At 71.6% G+C, this 16,971-nt stretch carries 15 protein-coding genes; 7 read left to right on the top strand and 8 right to left on the bottom strand.

The genetic code is table 11. The annotated features are described in order from the left end of the window. Positions 1–41 precede the first annotated feature (41 nt). The 4 genes from ACFU3E_RS18400 to ACFU3E_RS18385 all read left to right on the top strand — a co-directional run bounded on the left by ACFU3E_RS18400 (position 42) and on the right by ACFU3E_RS18385 (position 4,112). The gene (locus ACFU3E_RS18400; protein WP_384158753.1) at positions 42–1,064 is read left to right on the top strand and encodes a sugar ABC transporter substrate-binding protein; all 1,023 of its coding nucleotides are present in this window, start codon (positions 42–44) and stop codon (positions 1,062–1,064) included. A 106-nt stretch (positions 1,065–1,170) separates the two neighbouring features. Further along, positions 1,171–2,184 carry an ABC transporter permease gene (locus ACFU3E_RS18395; RefSeq protein WP_384158750.1) on the top strand — a complete coding sequence of 338 codons (1,014 nt, stop codon included), beginning with the start codon at positions 1,171–1,173 and terminating at the stop codon, positions 2,182–2,184. After that, the gene (locus ACFU3E_RS18390; RefSeq protein ID WP_384158747.1) at positions 2,181–3,017 is read left to right on the top strand and encodes an ATP-binding cassette domain-containing protein; all 837 of its coding nucleotides are present in this window, start codon (positions 2,181–2,183) and stop codon (positions 3,015–3,017) included. Before ACFU3E_RS18395 ends, ACFU3E_RS18390 begins: the two co-directional genes overlap by 4 nt. Positions 3,018–3,086: 69 nt before the next feature. After that, positions 3,087–4,112, top strand: coding sequence for a LacI family DNA-binding transcriptional regulator (locus ACFU3E_RS18385; protein ID WP_384158744.1), 1,026 nt, complete (start codon positions 3,087–3,089; stop codon positions 4,110–4,112). Between the two features lie 511 nt (positions 4,113–4,623). On the opposite strand, the gene ACFU3E_RS18380 is transcribed toward ACFU3E_RS18385, so the two are convergent. The 6 genes from ACFU3E_RS18380 to ACFU3E_RS18355 form a co-directional block, all read right to left on the bottom strand. Further along, a complete protein-coding gene (locus ACFU3E_RS18380; protein WP_384158741.1) occupies positions 4,624–5,172 on the bottom strand; it encodes a copper resistance protein CopC in 549 nt (182 codons plus the stop codon). A 32-nt stretch (positions 5,173–5,204) separates the two neighbouring features. Next, the gene (locus ACFU3E_RS18375; RefSeq protein WP_384158738.1) at positions 5,205–5,750 is read right to left on the bottom strand and encodes a superoxide dismutase family protein; all 546 of its coding nucleotides are present in this window, start codon (positions 5,748–5,750) and stop codon (positions 5,205–5,207) included. A gap of 312 nt (positions 5,751–6,062) precedes the next feature. Beyond that, entirely contained in the window at positions 6,063–6,818 is a 756-nt protein-coding gene (locus ACFU3E_RS18370; protein WP_384158735.1) for a hypothetical protein, read from the bottom strand. Positions 6,819–7,064: 246 nt separating this feature from the next. Further along, a complete protein-coding gene (locus ACFU3E_RS18365) occupies positions 7,065–8,882 on the bottom strand; it encodes a copper resistance CopC/CopD family protein (protein WP_384158733.1) in 1,818 nt (605 codons plus the stop codon). A gap of 118 nt (positions 8,883–9,000) precedes the next feature. Next, on the bottom strand, positions 9,001–9,735 hold the full coding sequence (locus ACFU3E_RS18360) for a DUF1775 domain-containing protein (RefSeq protein WP_384158730.1): 735 nt from the start codon (positions 9,733–9,735) through the stop codon (positions 9,001–9,003). Beyond that, a complete protein-coding gene (locus ACFU3E_RS18355; protein WP_384158727.1) occupies positions 9,672–10,370 on the bottom strand; it encodes a hypothetical protein in 699 nt (232 codons plus the stop codon). Before ACFU3E_RS18355 ends, ACFU3E_RS18360 begins: the two co-directional genes overlap by 64 nt. Before the next feature lie 462 nt (positions 10,371–10,832). Between ACFU3E_RS18355 and ACFU3E_RS18350 the strand changes: the two genes are divergently transcribed. Together ACFU3E_RS18350 and ACFU3E_RS18345 are read left to right on the top strand one after the other, a co-directional pair. After that, entirely contained in the window at positions 10,833–12,557 is a 1,725-nt protein-coding gene (locus ACFU3E_RS18350) for a chloride channel protein (protein ID WP_384158840.1), read from the top strand. 253 nt (positions 12,558–12,810) lie between these two features. After that, positions 12,811–13,332 (top strand): nitroreductase family deazaflavin-dependent oxidoreductase, encoded by a 522-nt coding sequence (locus tag ACFU3E_RS18345; protein ID WP_384158724.1) that lies wholly within the window; start codon positions 12,811–12,813, stop codon positions 13,330–13,332. A gap of 269 nt (positions 13,333–13,601) precedes the next feature. On the opposite strand, the gene ACFU3E_RS18340 is transcribed toward ACFU3E_RS18345, so the two are convergent. Then, positions 13,602–14,219 (bottom strand): hypothetical protein, encoded by a 618-nt coding sequence (locus ACFU3E_RS18340; protein WP_384158721.1) that lies wholly within the window; start codon positions 14,217–14,219, stop codon positions 13,602–13,604. A 184-nt stretch (positions 14,220–14,403) separates the two neighbouring features. Continuing rightward, the gene (locus ACFU3E_RS18335; RefSeq protein WP_384158717.1) at positions 14,404–15,054 is read right to left on the bottom strand and encodes a hypothetical protein; all 651 of its coding nucleotides are present in this window, start codon (positions 15,052–15,054) and stop codon (positions 14,404–14,406) included. A 215-nt stretch (positions 15,055–15,269) separates the two neighbouring features. Between ACFU3E_RS18335 and ACFU3E_RS18330 the strand changes: the two genes are divergently transcribed. After that, positions 15,270–16,520, top strand: a complete 1,251-nt coding sequence (locus ACFU3E_RS18330) for a lactonase family protein (RefSeq protein WP_384158837.1) — start codon at positions 15,270–15,272, stop codon at positions 16,518–16,520. Positions 16,521–16,971 lie beyond the last annotated feature (451 nt).

The following is a 16,971-nucleotide window of genomic DNA, read 5'->3' as shown; positions in this document are numbered from 1 at the left end:
CGATGCCGGCCGCGCCGCTCGTTATCCCGCAGGAGTCGTTCATGTCTCGCACCACTCGTCTGCCCCTTTCCCTCCTCAGAGCCGCCGCGTGCACCGGCGTCGCGGCCCTCGCCCTGACGGCCTGCGGATCCGGCTCCGGTACCGGTTCGGCTTCGTCCGGCGCCGGTTCGGGCGACGTCAAGGTCGGTCTGATCACCAAGACCGACACCAACCCGTTCTTCGTGAAGATGAAGGAGGGCGCCGAGAAGGCCGCGAAGGACGAGGGCGTGCAGCTCATGACCGCGGCCGGCAAGTTCGACGGCGACAACGCCGGTCAGGTCACCGCCATCGAGAACATGGTCGCCTCGGGCGTGAAGGGCATCCTGATCACCCCCAGCGACTCCAAGGCGATCGTGCCCGCGATCGAGAAGGCCAAGGCCAAGGGCGTCCTGGTCATCGCCCTGGACACCCCGACCGAGCCCCAGAGCGCGGTGGACGCCCTCTTCGCCACCGACAACCTCAAGGCCGGCGAGCTGATCGGCGAGTACGCCAAGGCCGCCATGAAGGGCAAGAAGGCGAAGATAGCCGCCCTCGACCTCGCGCCCGGCGTCTCCGTCGGCGTCCAGCGGCACAACGGTTTCCTCAAGGGCTTCGGCGCCACCGACAAGGACGTCGCATGCGCCCAGGACACCGGCGGCGACCAGGCCAAGGGCCAGACCGCGATGGAGAACTGCCTCCAGAAGGAGCCCGGCATCAACGTCGTGTACACCATCAACGAACCGGCCGCCCTGGGCGCGTACACCGCTCTGAAGGCGAAGGGCCGCGAGAAGGACGTCCTGATCGTCTCCGTGGACGGCGGCTGCACCGGGACGCAGGCGGTGAAGGACGGCAAGATCGCCGCCACGTCCCAGCAGTACCCGCTGAAGATGGCCGCCGAGGGCGTCAAGGCCGTCGTGAACTACGCCAAGGACGGCAAGAAGGCATCCGGGTACACCGACACCGGCGTCACCCTGATCTCCGACAAGGCGCAGACGGGCATCACGTCCAAGGACACCGCCTACGGCCTGGAGAACTGCTGGGGCTGAGCCGCCCCGAGGACCGCCCGTACCGCCTCACCCCTCAGTCGGCCGGCCGGCTCCCGCCTCCCCGGCCGGAGCCGGCCGCCTCCTCATCCTCCGTCAAGGACCTCGCATGACTGCCACGTCCACGCCACCGTCCACTTCCTCGCCCTACGCCGAGCTCAAAGCGCCCACCACGGTCCGCAGGCTGCTCACCCAACCGACCACGGGTCCACTGGTCGCGCTCCTCCTGGCCTGCGTGTTCTTCTCCGTCTCGACCGACCAGTTCCTCACGGGCGGGAACTTCTCGCTGATCGTCCAGCAGGTCATGGTCGTCGGAACGCTGGCGATCGGTCAGACGCTGATCATCCTCACCGCGGGTATCGACCTGTCGTGCGGGGCCGTGATGGCGTTCGGCAGCATCGTGATCGCCAGGATGGCGGCCGAGGGCTCGCTGCCGCCGCTGGCCGCCATCGCCCTGGGCCTGGTCGTCTGCGGCGGTTTCGGGCTGCTCAACGGACTGCTGGTGCAGAAGATCCCGCTGCCGCCGTTCATCGTCACCCTCGGCATGCTGAACGTGGCGTTCGCGCTGACCCACATCTACTCCGAGGAGCAGACGGTCACCAACCTGCCCGGCCCGCTGACGGCCCTGGGGCAGACCTTCCCCCTCGGCAACACGGACATCACCTACGGCTCCCTGGTCACCATCGGCCTGTTCCTCACCCTCGCCTACGCGCTGAGCGGCACGGGCTGGGGCCGGCACGTCTACGCCCTGGGCAACAGCCAGGAAGCCGCTCGCCTCAACGGCATCCGCACGTCCCGGCTGACCATCGGCGTCTACACCGCGGCCGGCGTTCTCTACGGCATCGCCGCCCTGCTCCTCATCTCCCGTACCGGCGTGGGCGATCCGCAGGCGGGGCAGACCGACAACCTCGACAGCATCACCGCCGTGGTCCTCGGCGGCACCAGCCTCTTCGGCGGACGCGGCTCGGTCCTGGGCACCTTCATCGGCGTTCTCATCGTGGGTGTCTTCCGCAACGGCCTTCAGCTGATGGGCGTCGCCTCCATCTACCAGACCCTGATCACCGGCGTCCTGGTGATCCTCGCGGTGACCGTCGACCAGATCTCCCGGAAGAAGGCCCGATGAGCGCCACCTCCTCCCCCACGCCCGTCCTTCAGGCCCGCGGTCTGGTCAAGCGCTACGGCCATGTCACCGCCATCGACGGCGCCGACTTCGACCTGCTGCCCGGCGAGGTCCTCGCCGTCATCGGCGACAACGGCGCCGGCAAGACCAGCCTGATCAAGGCCCTCACCGGCGCGGTGACCCCCGACGCCGGCGAGATCCGCCTGAACGGCAAGCCCATCACCTTCTCCGGCCCGCAGAGCGCCCGCGCCCACGGCATCGAGACGGTGTACCAGGACCTCGCCGTCGCCGCCTCCATGGACATCGCGTCGAACATGTTCCTGGGCCGCGAGCTGCGTCGCCCCGGCGTGCTGGGCAGCGTCTTCCGCATGCTGGACAAGAAGCGCATGCGCCAGGAGGCGGCCGAGCACATGGCCGACCTGAAGATCGGGCTGCGTTCCCTGACGCAGGCGGTCGAGACCCTCTCCGGCGGACAGCGCCAGGCCGTGGCCGTGGCCCGTTCCGTCGCCTGGGCCCGCAGTGTCGTGGTCATGGACGAACCCACCGCCGCGCTCGGCGTCAAGGAGTCCGGTCAGGTCCTGGACCTGATCCGCCGCGTTCGGGACAGAGGCATGCCTGTCGTCCTGATCAGCCACAACATGCCGCACGTCTTCGAGATCGCCGACCGGATCCACGTCCACCGCCTCGGCCGCCGCGCCGCCCTGATCAAGCCCTCCGACTACTCCATGGCGGAGGTCGTGGCCATCATGACCGGCGCGCTCAGCGTCGACGCGGCCGGAGATACTGTCGTGGCGGATTCCGCTGCCGCGAAGGCCGCCGGAGTCCAGGCCACCTGACCCACCGCACTCACAGGTTCCGGCCGAGGCCGCGGCCGGAACCGACGAGCACAGGAGACAGTTCCGCCCATGGCAGCGAACCGCCGCCCGACCCTGGCCGACGTCGCACGCGAAGTCGGTGTCAGCGCCAAGACAGTCTCCCGCGTCCTCAACGAGGACGGCCCCGCCTCCGCCGAGACGAGGGAACAGGTCCTCGCCGCCGTGGCCAGGCTCGGTTTCCAGCCGAACCTCATGGCGCGCAACATCCGGGTCGGCGGACCCGACACCACCATCGGGCTGGTCATTCCCGACCTCGGCAACCCGTTCTTCGGCGCCGTGGCCCGAAGCATCGAGGACACCGTCCGCGAACGCGGACTCACCCTCCTCATGGGCTCCTCCGCCGACGACCCCGGCCGCGAGCGCGACCTGACCGACAAGTTCCTCGCGCGCCGTGTCAGCGCCCTGCTGGTCGTGCCGTCCGTCGGCGCCGATCACACCCACCTCAAGGCCCACCGCACCAGGGGCCTGCCCGTCGTCTTCCTCGACCGCCCGGGAGCCGGCCTGTCCACGGACAGCGTCGTCAGCTCCAACCGCACGGGCGCGCACGACGGGGTCGCCCACCTCGTCGCCCATGGCCACCGGCGCATCGGCTTCGTCGGCGACCTGCCCACGAAGCTCTACACCCGCCGTGAGCGTCTCGCCGGCTACCGCGCGGCACTCCGGGAAGCCGGCATCCCCCACGACCGATCCCTGATCGCCAACGCCCACGACCAGCACGGGGCCTCCACCGTCACCTCCCAGCTGCTCGGCCTCGACGATCCCCCCACCGCCCTGTTCGCCGGCAACAACATCGTCGCCCTGGGGATAGTCACCGAACTCGCCCGCAGCAAAAGGAAGGACGTGGCCGTCGTCGCCTTCGACGACGTGGAACTGGGCGAGGCTCTCGAACCGGCCCTCACGGTCGTCGCGCAGGACCCCGAGGAGATCGGCCGGGCAGCCGCCACCACCGCACTGGCACGCCTCGACGGCGACCGCTCCCGCGCCCGCACCATGACCGTCCCCACGCGACTCATCGTCCGGGGCTCGGGGGAACACCCGGCGCCGGCCCGGCCGTGAGCACGACGTGGGTGCGGGTGCTCGGTGCTCGAGGCCGGGCAGCCACGGCACGTCCACCCCGCGCTCACGGGTGTCCGCACGGCCGCCTGGCGAGGGCGCGCGGACGGCCCTTCGGGACATGATCGGCGGAAGGGGTGGTGGAGCCGCCCAGAAGCACATGCCGGGCCGCTCTGGCCTCGCCGGCGCGGGCCGGCCGGACGAAGCACGCAGGCTCGGCGCCTCGTGCATACCGCTCGCGGCATGTAGCGGCCGATGCCCTCCTCCCTGAGGCTCCGGGCCGCCTGACGCGGTGTCAGGCGAACCCGGCGGTCGCCGTGATTTCCGGCGTACGGGGGCACCGTACGGGGGTCACCGAGCGTCGCGATCCGCCCAGCAGGAGCACGCGCGGGTCCGGTCCGGCTGCTCGCCGGGCCGGGCCCGCCTGCCGCGCCGCATCCTGTCGGATCGCTTCAGGCCGTTCGAGGTGGGTTGTGCCGCGCTCGGGACCTGTCCGAGCGCTCTCGCTCCCGTGTCACACGGTGTTCTTCCTCCTCCCCGCCGTCCGCGCTCCGCGCAGCGTGCGCACGGCAAGGACGCCCGCGCCCACGATCACGACGACTGCCGCCGTCAGGACGGCCAGCGCCGTGGTGCGTCCGAGGCCCAGGATCCTGCCGTCCTCCGCCGTGGCCGCACCCGCCTTCGGTGCCGGCAGACTCAGCCCCTCGCAGGCGGACGGGGTCGCGACGGCCTCGGCGCCCACGGCGACCTCGAACTGGAAGGCGCTGCTCAGGGTGTCGCCGTCGGCGGAGGTGACGGTGTAGGTGAGGGTGCTGACGCCCGTGCGCAGCGGGGCGACCGCGGCGCAGGTGACGGAGTCGTCGACGACGACGGCCCTCCCCACGGGCACGGCGGCGCCGTCGGGGCCGGTCAAGGTGATCCTCGGTGCAGTATCGGGCTCCAGCCGACCGAAGGTCAGCGCCACGACGTCGGCACCGGGGGCAACCTTGGCGCCGGGGCCCGGTGCCGCTTCCTTGAGCGCGGTGTGGGCGTGCGCGGGTGTGCCACCGAGGAGGAGCACCACGCACAGGCACCCGAACAGAGCGGCCGGCGCCCTCAGAAGTCGAAGTCCGCGCATGCTATCCGGTTGTCCTGCGCGTCGCGGGGGTGGACGACGACGGCGACCGCTTCCTCGCCGGTCTTGCGGGAGTTGTTCACCGTCGTCATGCCCGTACCGGACGTGTCGGCGGTGAACATCAAGTGCACCTCGTTGGGCGGGGTGGTCGCACCGCCCTTGTCGAACCGGAAGTGTTCCCCGCCGTTGCCGTCGGAGCAGGGCTGGGCGTGCAGGTGCGCCATATAGACGTCATCCGGCTTCAGGCCGGTCAGGGAGACCGTCACCGTTGTGCCCTTCGGGCTCTGGGCCAGCCAGGCCGTTCCCTCGACGTCGTCCAGGCCCGGCGGGCGGGTGTCCAGAAGCTGGAAATCGCCCTTCACCACCTCGGCGTCGGAGATCTTGTCGGCGGGGGTGGCCGAGGGGTCGCCCATCGCCATGCCGCCCATGCTCCTGGAGGGTGACGCGGACGCCGCCGCGTCGGTGGGCGTCTTCGACGTGCTCTCGGAGGAGCCGCAGCCGGACAGCAGGGCAGCCGTCGCCGCCACCGTGACACAGACGGTGAGACGGGCGCGGAACCGGGGCCGCACGGCCGCGGACCCGCCCCGTCCGGACATCACAGGCCGTACCGCTGACACGGAGTCACGCAGGGGCGGACGGCTGGAGGTGTGGGGATACATGGAAAGAACTCCCGATCGTTCACGGAGGCCGGCCCCGGACGGCGACACGAAGCGCACGGCGCGCACCGCATCACGGGCCGCGGGCACAGCCCGGAAGAGACAACAGGCCGACGGGCATCCAGGGCACGCCGGCCATCCGCCTGTCCGCCGGCCACGGCCACCACCACGAACGGGCCGGAATCAGGGCCGAACGGTGAGCAGCGGATCGGAAGACGGGCGAGTGACTGCGGACCGGGCCCCCGGCGGACCTCTGCGCACGAGGGCATGCCTCAGCAGCACGGGCGTCGGCCGCGAGCGCTCCCTGGCCCCGGCGACCGTCCGCCACCGGTGAGCCGCGATCTCGGATGACGCGCATGTGATCACGCCGCAGACCCTGCGCAGCGGTGCGAACAGGGCGGCTGCCAGCGCCCGGCCGATCCGGTGGACCGCCGCCTCACCGCGCCACAGCCACAGTCCGCACATCACGGCGGCCAGCAGGTGTACCAGCACCATTCCGGCCGAGTTCTCATGCGTCACAGCGGACAGGAGGGAGGAGCCGGCGCTCTCGTCGATCCCGGGGGAACGCTGCCCGTGATGGTGCACGACCAAGCCGGAGGGGGAGAACTCCGCCCCGTGGCGCATGCCGGACACGCCGCCCGCCTCGGGCGCACCGGCGGCCGGCGGGCGGATCAGTCGGTGGGCAAGGCTGAACAGCAGGTGCAGCAGTCCCTGCACGACCGCAGTGGCCCCGACGACCGTCGTGGGGCCACGTTCCCGGCCGGCCAGCCACCACGCGCCCGTGGCCGTACCGGCGAACGCGGCTCCCACCGCCCACCAGGGCAGGATGTCGCCGGACATCAGGGCGTGGCCCAGCGCCGTCGTCACCACGCACACGGCCGCGAAGACGCCCGCCCGCGCGAGGCGCAGGGCGTCGGCGACGTCCTCAGCACCTGCCACGCGGCACCCCCGATTCGCTCCACCGCCGCGGCGGTGCGTCCGGGGCATCGGGCGACTCCTCAAGTCCGGCAGCATTGCCGATACTTACGGTCGGCCGGCCGAGCGCGTTCACGCACGTGCGAGCCGTGGGGCTGCGCCCGTCACCGGGATGCGGGCTGGTCCGGCACGGCCGCCGTGGGCCCTGTCCGGTGATCGGTCGCGGCCGTCGGTTCGGAGGGCGTCCGTGCCCGACGGCGGCCCGGGAACTCATGGGGTGATCCTCACGGTCTTCGACACCGTGACCTGGTCGATGTCGGAGACGCGGACGGTGGCCCGCATCGTCCAGGTCCCGGCGAGCGGGAGGCTGAGGGAGTCACTGCCCCAATAGCCGCTCTGGTCGACGAGTTCGGCATCCAGCGGGCCGACGTTCCGCGCGGAGTGGGTGAAGGTGAGGCGCAGTTCGGGGATGGCCCTGAGGCTTCCGTCGGGACGGAAGACCACGGCCTCCACCACGTTCCGGCCGACCCGGCCTGGTTCGAGGGTGATCTGCACCCTGCCGCTCCCGGCGGGAGCACCGGTGTCGAACGGAATCACCGCCAGGGCCACGTGGGGCCGTCCGGCCACCGTGGCGGCCGAGGTGGACTCGGTGGCGGCCCGTCCCGGCTGGCTGCCCGTCAGCACGGTCGTCACCGCGAGTACCACGACACCGGTCACCACCTCGGCCAGTACGGCACCGCGCAGGCCGCGCCGCCGCTCCCCGGGGCCGGCCTCGGCCGTATCGGGCCCGGTGGCGGACCCCGCCGACCGGTCGGGGGGAGCGCTCTGCCCGCCGCCGCCCACGGTGGCCGGCACCGGTTGTTCCCGCGGCACACCCAGCAGCCGTTCGGTCCAGTTCCGGGAATACGAGGCCGCGACCAGCATGAGGACCACGGCCCCCGTCTTCACCGCGAGCAGTCTGCCGTAGGGAGTGGTGAACGCGTCCCAGGAGCCGAGCCCTCGCCAGGACTGATAGACGCCGGTGGCCGCCAGTACGGCCACCGAGGCGAGGGCGAGCCGGGAGAAGCGGGCCACGGCGACGGAGGGGAGCGGGTCGTCGGCCGGTGCCCGGAACAGCACGGTCAGCAGCGCCGTCAGCCCGCCGAGCCACACGGCCATGGCGAGCAGGTGCAGCACGGAGGAGACCATCGCCACGGGTACCTGGATCCCGGCGGAGGCGTGCCCGGCCGCCGCCCAGGTCGCTGCCAGACCGAGAGCGAGGGCACCGCCCGCGGCGGCCGTGCCCCGGCCGGTCTTCCACCCGGACGGGCCGTGCCTCAGGAGCAGGGCGACCAGCAGAAGCAGGGCCAGGCGGACCAGCAGCGCGATGCCGGCCCGACTGTCCACGGTGCTCCACAGCAGCTTCGGATCGAACATCCCGGTCGGGCCGTCGCCGCTCGCGTACGGCCCGCGCACCAGCAGGAGCGCGAGCGCCGACGACACCAGTGCCCACCAGCCGGCCAGGAACGGCCCGCGCACCACCCGTGCGGCCGTGGCGCCGGGTCGGCAAACCTGGATGAACACGGCGATGCCGATCAGCAGGGCCAGGCCGGTATAGGCGACATGGCGACCGATGCCGTAGAGCACCTCGACGGCCGGGTCCACGGCCCGTTCACCGGTGGGCGCGGCCGGGGTCTGCGAAGGTGCTCCGACGGAGAAGGTGAAGGCGCCCGAAACCGCATGACTGTCCGCGGACAACACCCGCCAGGAGACGGTGTAGGTGCCCTGCTTCAAGCCGTCGGTCAGCGGCACGCGGGCGGTGTCCGCCTTGCCGTCGGCGTGCTCGGGGTCGCCCGCGGTCACCGGGCGGCTGTCGGGGTCGAGCACGCGCACCGAGTCCTCGGCAAGGATGACGGACTCGTTGAAGGAGACGGTGACCTGCTTCGGTGCCGTCTTCAGGACAGTGCCCTCGCGCGGGGCGCTGCCCGTCGGCACCGCGTGCGCCGAAGCCGGTGCGGCGCTGCCGAGCAGCAGACCGGCTAGCACGGCGACCACCACCAGCACCGCCCTGCCCACGCGCCCGCATGGCTTCACCTGTCGTCGTTTCACGTCACATCTCCGGGTCGGCTCTTGGATCTCGGAAGCGGCCGGACGCACCCCTGCGCATCCGGTGTCGCGCTGCCCACGCGGTGCGGCACCATCGGCGGAGCGGGCAGCGCGGGGAGGGTCAGCCGGTACCGGGGGAGATCCGGCGCCTTGCCAGCCACCACGCGCCGCCGCCCAGCACGGCCGTCAGGGCGATCACACAGCCGGCCAGCAGGCCGGTGGACGAGCCGTCCTCCTGGCCGGCGGCCGCCTTTTCGGCGGTCTGGGCGTGGGGCGCTTCCTCGGCGGGTGTGCTGCGCGCGGGTGCCGGGCCGGCCGTGGCGCGGGTGGACGGGCCGGTGCCGGAGGAGGCCGAGTCCGAGACCGCGGCCTTCAGCTTCAGGACGGGGGCAGGCTGTTCGGGCTCCGCACCCTCGGTGGGCAGCTCGATCCACCGCGCGATCTCGCCGTCGCTGTAGGTTTCGACGGTCTTGAACACAAGCTGCTCGGCGTGCGGCAGCCGCCGGACCTTGATCTTGTGTGCGGCATCGACTCCGGTCTCGAGGGCGGGGCCGGCGACGGTGTAGCCGTCGGCGGTGGTCTTCAGCCTCCAGCCCTCGGGGCCGTCGGCGAGTGTGATGTCGCCGGGTGCGATGCCGTCGGGCAGGACGACGCGCACCCGGGTGAAGCCCGCGGTGTCGGACTCGGCCTCGGAGACGAAGGTGAGGGTGACGTTCTCGGCGAGGGCCTGCGCGGTGTCGGCCTCGACCTCTGCGTGGGCGGAGGCCGGTGCGGCCAGGGTCAGGACGACCGTCAGCGCGGCGACGCCGGCCACGGCGACACGGCCCGCCGCGCGGGCGGCGTGGTGCACGGACACAGTGATGCTCCTAGCGGGAGAAACCGGGGCAGCCCGATGAGGCCGCCCAAGTGGGGGACGAACCGGGACATGAGGTGTCCCGGTGGTCCCCTGCGCACCATCGCGTGCCCGAGGAGGTACGTCTGTGCCCGTGCGGGAGGCGCCGGGCATCCGGTACCCGGTACGGAAGGCAGCGGGCGGACTTCACCGCCGCCCCACAGCGAGCGGGCCCAGGCGGCGACCGAGGCCGCGATGCCACGTACGCCGCGGGCGATGCCCAGGGCGGCCGCCACGGCGGCATCGGCCCGGTGCAGCAGCCAGGCCACCGCCAGCGCCGCGGGCACGTGGACGGCGGTCATCGCGGCAGAGGCATGCCAGGCATGCCCGTCCCCAGCGGCGACGGCCGCATGACCGGCCATGCCGTGAGCCGCGTGGCCGACGTGGACGGTCCCGGCCGGAAGCCGCTCACCCGCGATCTCCAGCGCCAGATGCAGCGCGCCCTGCACGGCGAGAGCGCATCCGAGGACGGCGGGGAGCGAGAAGCTCCGGCGGACGAAGGGCCGGACCACGACGAACTGCGCCCCCGCCGACAGCATCACGAACCGCCACGGCACCACCCCGTCGGCGACCGCCTGATGTCCCAGGGCGGCGAGCACACCGCCGACCAGAGCAAAAATTGCGGCCCTGACACAGGCAGTGGCGCGACTCGCGACAGGCCGACCGGGGCGACCGCCGATGGACGTCGCGTTCTCGCCCTGGATGATCACCCCTCCTTCCGCGGCGGCAGACCACTGCCGGCAGGAGCCCTCCGCACCCGCACACCACAAGCACCAGCGGCCGGTCACCCCTGGGCGCCGTCACGCTTCCCAGGGATACGGACGCGTCGTCGGCTGCGTTCACCCCCGCGGCCGTGTGCATGAGGATCTGCACGGTTCCCGCGCCGCAGGGCCCGCGTGCAGTCCCTCTTGACACGTTTTGCATAATGCAAACGTGAGGAAGGGGAAGCAATGAGTGCCACCCACACGGCCGAGGACGAGAAGCCCGGGGCCATCAGCACGACGAGCCGCCTCTCGCCCGCCAGGGCGTGTGCGCGCATGCGCACCACGTCGTGGGCGCTGATGCTCCTCGCAGTGGCGATCGGGGCCGGGGCGGGCGCGGGCTCGGTGGCCTTCCGCTGGTGCATCCAGACCTTCACCGGTCTCTTCTCCGGTCACGCGGACTACGCCGCGTCCCCCGGCTCGGCCAATCCGCACGTGCCCTGGCTGGGCCCGTATTTCGTGCTGCTCGCCCCCGTGCTCGGCGGCCTGCTGTACGGGCCTCTGGTGAACCGGTTCGCCCAGGAGGCCCGCGGACACGGGGTGCCCGAGGTGATGCTGGCCGTCGCGCAGCGCGGCGGGAGGATCAGCCCGAAGGTCGCTGTCGTCAAGACGCTCGCCTCCGCACTGACCATCGGCTCCGGCGGCTCGGTCGGCCGCGAGGGGCCGATCGTGCAGATCGGCTCCGCGCTCGGTTCCACACTGGGGCGGCTGGCGAAGGTGGCAGAGGGCCGGATGAAGCTGCTGGTCGCATGCGGTGCGGCGGGCGGCATCGCCGCCACCTTCAACGCTCCCCTCGCCGGGGTGTTCTTCGCCATGGAGCTGATCCTGGGCACCTTCTCCGCGGAAGCCTTCGGCGCCAATGTGCTGGCCAGCGTCACCGCCAGCGTGATCGGCCGCGCCGCCTTCGGCGACGTGGCCTTCCTGAACCTGCCGGACTTCCACGTCGACCACCTCGCCCAGTACGGCCTGTTCGCCGTCCTCGGCGTGGTCGCCGCCGTGGCCGGAGTCGGCTTCTCCCGATTCCTGTACCTGGTCGAGGACGCCTGCGACTGGGCCTGGCGCGGACCGGAGTGGCTGCGCCCGGCGATCGGCGGCCTCGCCCTCGGCCTGGTGCTCCTCGTTCTGCCCGAGATGTACGGCGTCGGCTACCCGGTGCTGGAGAAGGCCACCGAGGGCGGGTACGCGATCGGCTTCCTGCTGCTGTTGCTGGCGGGCAAGATGCTGGCGACCAGTCTGACCATCGGCATCGGCGGCTCGGGCGGGGTCTTCGCGCCCAGCCTCTTCATCGGGGCGATGCTCGGAGCGGCGTACGGCATCGTTGCGCACGGCCTGCTGCCCGGCACGGCCGGAGCCGTGGGCGCCTACGCGCTGGTCGGCATGGGCGCGGTCTTCGCCGGCGCGGCCCGTGCGCCGATCACCGCGGTGGTGATCCTCTTCGAGCTGACCGGCGAGTACTCGATCATCCTGCCCCTGATGCTGGCGATCGTGCTCGCCACGGCGGTCAGCCGCCTTCTGTCGCACGACACCGTCTACACGCTCAAGCTGCGCCGACGCGGCGTCGACCTCGACGGCCCCGCCCGCGGCGCCCTGATCGGTGCTCAGCAGGTCGGCGCCGTCATGGATCCTCTTCCCCCGCCTCTGCCGTCATCCACCGCGCTGTCCGACGCCGCCGGCCTGCTGGGCCTGTCCGGCCACGGTGCGCTGCCGGTGGTCGACGCCGCCGGGAACCACGTCGGCGTCATCACCGCCCGGGCGATCGCCGAGGCACTGGCGGAACAACCCGATGCCGCGCCCACGACGGTCGGGGAACTCGCCGCATCACCCGCACCCGTGATCGCCGGCCAGCCTCTCGCTCAGGCTCTCGATGCCCTGCTCCCGGCCGCCGGAACCGGAGTGCCCGTCTTCGACGCCGAGGGCGGCAGACCGGTCGGCTGGCTCAGCCACCAGAGCGCCCTGCGCGCCGTGCACGCGTCGACCGCTTCATCGCGTACCGCCGCGGCAGCAACCCCCCTCCCGGCTCGCTGAGGCGATGCCGAGGCAAACGACGCCGTCCCCGGCCGGCCCGGAGAAGGCAGGCCCGAGCGACACCAACGGGAGAAGGCCGACGCCCGGTCCGGCCACGGCGTCCCTCACCACGACCGCCGCCACCATGCCGCCTCGCGCGCCCCTGCCCCACATTTAGACTGTGCAAAGGTTGGTCGGGCATGGCGGCCCTCGACCCCGGCCCTTCGCCCGATGGAGGCCGCGAGCCGTCATTCCCGACCCGCGGAAGGCGACCATGACAGACAGAGACACCACACCTCGCTCCCCCCGGCGCCCCAGCGGCTGGCGGCGCCTGGCCGCGCGGCTGCCGATCCGGCTCTTCCGGATCGGGCTGGGGCCGCTGTTCGGGAAACGGCTGCTCCTCCTGCATCACGTGGGCCGCGTCAGCGGCCTCGACCGCATGGCGGTCCTGGAAGTGGTGTCGTACGCTCCGGCCGATGCGAGCTGGACCGTCGCCTCAGGGTTCGGGCAGAAGGCCGACTGGTACCAGAACCTGCGGCGGCAGCCGAAGACCCTCATCCAGTTCGGCAACCGCCCCCACGCCGTCACCGCCCACTTCCTCACACCCGACGAGGGTGCGGAGATCATGGCCGAGTACGCCCGTCGCCATCCCCGCACCGCTCGCCGCCTGTGCGCGTACATGGGGCTGTCCGTCCACGGCGGCGAGACGTCATACCGCGAGGCGGGGCGAGCCATCCCCTTCGTGCGCCTCGACGCCGACCTGGGAAAGCCTCAACGCGGGCGTGAACGCGCGTGAGGCCCCGCACCAGGACCAGTGGGCACCGCGAAAGACGGACCGGGAGCCGGCGATCCGACGGTGCCGCTCGCAATGATCGGGGCAGGGGGCCCGCCGACGAGCCGAGAGCCGCCGTACCGGCTTGAGCCGGCCGGCTGCCCGGACGCCTTCCGGCAGGCAGAGGGAAGGCAGATGACAGGCAGTCCCGCGTTCCCGCAGCTCAGCGCGCCCGTCCGCGCGGTCTCAACGCGAACGGCGAGCGCCACAACCGGTACGAGGGCCGCGCCGCCTCACTCAGGGGCGAGACACGCAACCGGTACGCCGCGTTCACCAAGCAGTGTCCTGAGCGACGAGGCCGGATCCAGTGCGGCGGTGATGCCGGTGACCTCCGTATCGCTGATCCGGATGGTCGGGAGCCAGTCGTGCACGGGCGGCAGCAGATCCGCCAGCGCGTCCCTGAAGGCGCGTTGCCGATGGCGCCCGCCCTCGCCGGGGAACAACGGCGGCTTGGGCTTGGCGAAGCCGCCGCCGGGTTCACGCCCGGTCAGAGCCTGCGAGCGGGCCAACCACCGAGAAGCGTCGAAGCCGAGCTCCACGCCCGCCGGGTAGCACTCCAGCGTCAGGGCGCGGGCCGCGGTGAAGTGCTGCGTCTCGTCAACCTCCAGGATCTGCCGCTGCCCGTTCTCGTAGGTCAGCAGGACGTCCAGGCTCCGCCGCTCACGAGAAGGGGCCTGCTCCGGCAGGACCAGCCCAGTGAGCGCGCGGTAGATCGTCGCGACCGTCTCCCACATGCCGGCGCACTCGATCTTCCCTGGCCGCCGCAACCAGGCCGGACAGCTCTCTGGTTCGATCTCCGCCTTGACCACGTCAGGCAGGAGGCGGGTGATGCCGTCCTGCAACTCCTTCACACCGACTCACTCTCGTTGGCCCGGCCCCGGCGCCTTCCAGCACGGCTGGGCAGCGCCGCCCGCACGCATTCTCCAACTTCAGCGCGAGCGTGGTCGAATGCCGCTCGTGGGCCCGCCCATGCAGCGGGCAGCGGGCAGCGGGCAGCGGGCAGCGGTGCGACCGGTAGCCGATGCGGCGGGCAGGTCAGCCTCCAGTCCCATGAGCGCGCGTTCGGTCGCGGGGAAGCCTGCCGCCCCCGCCGGTGGGGGCACTGCTTCCGGCCCCCCAGTGGAGCAACGCGAAGCCCAGGGCGAAGCCGAGCATCGTCCATACGCCGCGAGGCCAGAAGATGTGGCTGTCGACGAAGGACCAGCCGGCCGCGAGGAGCACCATCGTGCCGGGAAGTATCCGGGCGCCGTGCTTCGGGAGCAGCGCGACCGCCGTGGCCGCGATGGCTCCGATGAGGGCGTAGGCACCGGCCTGCCCGAGCGCCTCGCCCGTCTCGTAGAGCGGGCGCTTGACCGGCCCGAGGCTCGCTGTCTCGCCGGCGTGCTCGACAGCGGTTCCGGCAGCGATGCCGGCGACCGCGTCGAGGCCGGTGTAGAAGGCCGCGTAGACGAAGGCGCCCGCCCAGGCCACCACGGTGGCGAAGCCCGCGAGGCCGAGTCGGGGCCGATGCCACAAAGGGACCAGGAGACCGACCGTGAGCAGCGGAAAGACCGGCAGCAGTGCGATGTGCAGCTGTGTCCAGTCCGAGGCCGTCGACCTGGACAGCCCGTGCGGATGCGCGATGCCCACCGCAGCCAGCACAAGGGGGGCGGCAGTGACGAGGGCGATGCTTCGAATGGTCAACACGCCTGCGAGCGTAGGCCCGTGATGCCATCCGATACGGCCGCGTAAGGGTTCCGTAAGACTCTTTGCCTCCGCGCCCGCACCCTGCCGTCGGAGTCTCTTACGAGAGTCTGACGCGACCGCCGTTCCAGATCGGCACACCGCTCCCACTGTCCACTCTGGTGCATGTCCACAGCCACGGACGGCATCACCCAGACGCAGAGGAACGGGACGTGAGCATGCACAGCAGCCGCAGGGACCACCGCCGCACGAGCCAGCCCGCCGGAACACGCGGCGGTCATCGGGCGAAGTCCAGGACTCGGCGCATCATGATCGGCGGCGGAGCCCTCGCCTCCGCGGCGGCGGTCACCGTGGCCGTGACCGTGGCCTCGGCCAACCAGTACTCCGGGAGCACGGCCGGGGCCGACCACGCCGTCTTCGTCCAGGGCAACGAGCTGGACGGCAACACCATCCATGTGTTCGCGCGGGACGACAACGGCAAACTGAGCCCCTCGGGGACCTTCGCGACCGGCGGCCGGGGCGGTGACCAGGTCGACGCACCCACTGACTCGCTCGCCTCCCAGGGCTCACTCGTCTATGACGACGCTTCAGGCATGCTGCTGGCCGTCAATGCCGGCAGCGGCACGGTGACCTCATTCCGCGTCGAAGGACAGCAGCTGAAGGACCGGCGGGTCGTGGACTCCGGCGGCGAGTTCCCGGCAAGCATCGCGGTGCACGGCAGGGTCGCGTACGTCATGAACGCAGGCGGCGAGGGCAGTGTCCAGGGCTTCAGGATCACCGGCAAGGGGCTCAAGCCCCTGAAGGGGTCCCACCGTTCCCTGGGCCTGGACAACGAGGACACACCGCGCTTCGACACCTCGCCGGGCGAGGTCGAATTCGCCCCGGACGGTCGCAGTCTGATCGTCACCACCAAGGGCAACAACACCGTCGAAGTCTTCCCGATGAAGCCGAACGGCCTCCCGGCCGTCGCCGAACCCGTCGTCAACAAGTCGGCCGGCGGCGTCCCGTTCGCGATCAGCTTCGACCGGACCGGGAAGCGGATGCTGGTCGCCGAGGCCGAGAAATCCACGGTGACCACGTACCAGGTGAAGCACGACGGCAAACTGAAAGTCCTGCAACAGCCCCTGGCCAACGGCCAGGAGGTGCTGTGCTGGCTGGAGCGCGCGGGCGACTACTTCTACGGCGCCAACACCGGCAACTCCACCGTCACCGGCTACCGCATGGACAAGCGGGGCAAGCTGGCCCTGACCAACGAGGTGGGTATCGCCACTCCGCCCTCAGCGGACTCGCAGGGCGTGATCGACCTCGCCGTGACCGAGGACGAGAAATTCGTCTACGTCCAGAACGCCGTGTCCGGCACAGTCGACGGCTTCCGCGTCGAGGCGAACGGCTCCCTCACCAAGGTCACGACGGCCGAGGGCCTGCCCGCCTTCGACGAGTCCGGAATGGAGGGCATCGCCGCCGTCTGACACGGACACGGCCATCGCGATCTGAAGGGATCCTCCTTCACACGAGGCGTGGACGCCCAGATGAGGGCCGGTGCACATCGTCCACTTCGACAGCCGCTGGTCAGACGGTCGTCGCTCCGGCTACGCCGAGCGAGGACCCTGGAGCTCGATCGCCTCGCCCCCTCCTTCACACAAGTGGTGGGCGTGGCGATCCACCAGAACAACGGCCCCCATACCTCCGGCCACTGGTGTGACCCAGCACCACCGAGTCACGGGAGAGTTGGCGGGGGCTGCGCGCTACGGGCAGTCGCGCGGACGGGTCGATGCCGGTGAACCTGGGCAGGCCCTTCTTCGCAAGCAGAGCGTGGTGTTTGTTGCCGCCTTGCCGACAGGTGCGGGACGTGCCACGCACCAGCCTGAGCCTTCCGGCTGTTCGGACGCCCTCCGGAGGGCAGGTGGAAGACAGTGAGAT

It is taken from the genome of Streptomyces sp. NPDC057424 (assembly GCF_042803315.1).
Classification (GTDB): domain Bacteria; phylum Actinomycetota; class Actinomycetes; order Streptomycetales; family Streptomycetaceae; genus Streptomyces.
Note: the sequence above shows the minus strand (reverse complement) of the source record. Positions and strands in the feature narration are given on the sequence as shown.

What these genes read in the sequence shown, in the direction of transcription:
- ACFU3E_RS18345 (WP_384158724.1), top strand. Translation starts at nt 12,811, where the DNA reads ATGACAGACAGAGACACCACACCTCGCTCCCCCCGGCGCCCCAGCGGC.
- ACFU3E_RS18400 (WP_384158753.1), top strand. Translation starts at nt 42, where the DNA reads ATGTCTCGCACCACTCGTCTGCCCCTTTCCCTCCTCAGAGCCGCCGCG.
- ACFU3E_RS18330 (WP_384158837.1), top strand. Translation starts at nt 15,270, where the DNA reads ATGCACAGCAGCCGCAGGGACCACCGCCGCACGAGCCAGCCCGCCGGA.
- ACFU3E_RS18350 (WP_384158840.1), top strand. Translation starts at nt 10,833, where the DNA reads ATGCTCCTCGCAGTGGCGATCGGGGCCGGGGCGGGCGCGGGCTCGGTG.
- ACFU3E_RS18385 (WP_384158744.1), top strand. Translation starts at nt 3,087, where the DNA reads ATGGCAGCGAACCGCCGCCCGACCCTGGCCGACGTCGCACGCGAAGTC.
- ACFU3E_RS18395 (WP_384158750.1), top strand. Translation starts at nt 1,171, where the DNA reads ATGACTGCCACGTCCACGCCACCGTCCACTTCCTCGCCCTACGCCGAG.
- ACFU3E_RS18390 (WP_384158747.1), top strand. Translation starts at nt 2,181, where the DNA reads ATGAGCGCCACCTCCTCCCCCACGCCCGTCCTTCAGGCCCGCGGTCTG.